Source organism: Paenibacillus xylanexedens, assembly GCF_007676705.1.
GTDB lineage: Bacteria > Bacillota > Bacilli > Paenibacillales > Paenibacillaceae > Paenibacillus > Paenibacillus xylanexedens_C.
The window spans coordinates 1-249 of the sequence record NZ_VEBF01000509.1; the positions used below are offsets into that span (position 1 = coordinate 1).

The 249-nt window shown below is 36.9% G+C and carries 1 pseudogene; it reads right to left on the reverse strand.

Annotation, left to right across the window (positions count from 1 at the left end):
• Positions 1-249 (reverse strand): annotated as a pseudogene (locus tag FS628_RS31740) (endonuclease/exonuclease/phosphatase family protein); the annotation flags it as partial.

The following is a 249-nucleotide window of genomic DNA, read 5'->3' on the forward strand; positions in this document are numbered from 1 at the left end:
GCTTTTTTTATCAAGAAACTTTGCCCAGGCAACCATTCTTGGAATTTTATTTCCCCATGTTTTTGAACCAATTACTTTGGGTGTGTCGGATAACCAAAAATGGTCATACTCCTGTACGCTGTATTCTTTTTCTTTATAAAAAATAGCAGAGTATCCTCTGCGATTTCCGCCAACCCAATGATAATCAGGTAAATTATCTTTTAAATCTTGCAGTTGCGAATGTGACACTTCTTGTGCCCCAATGATATC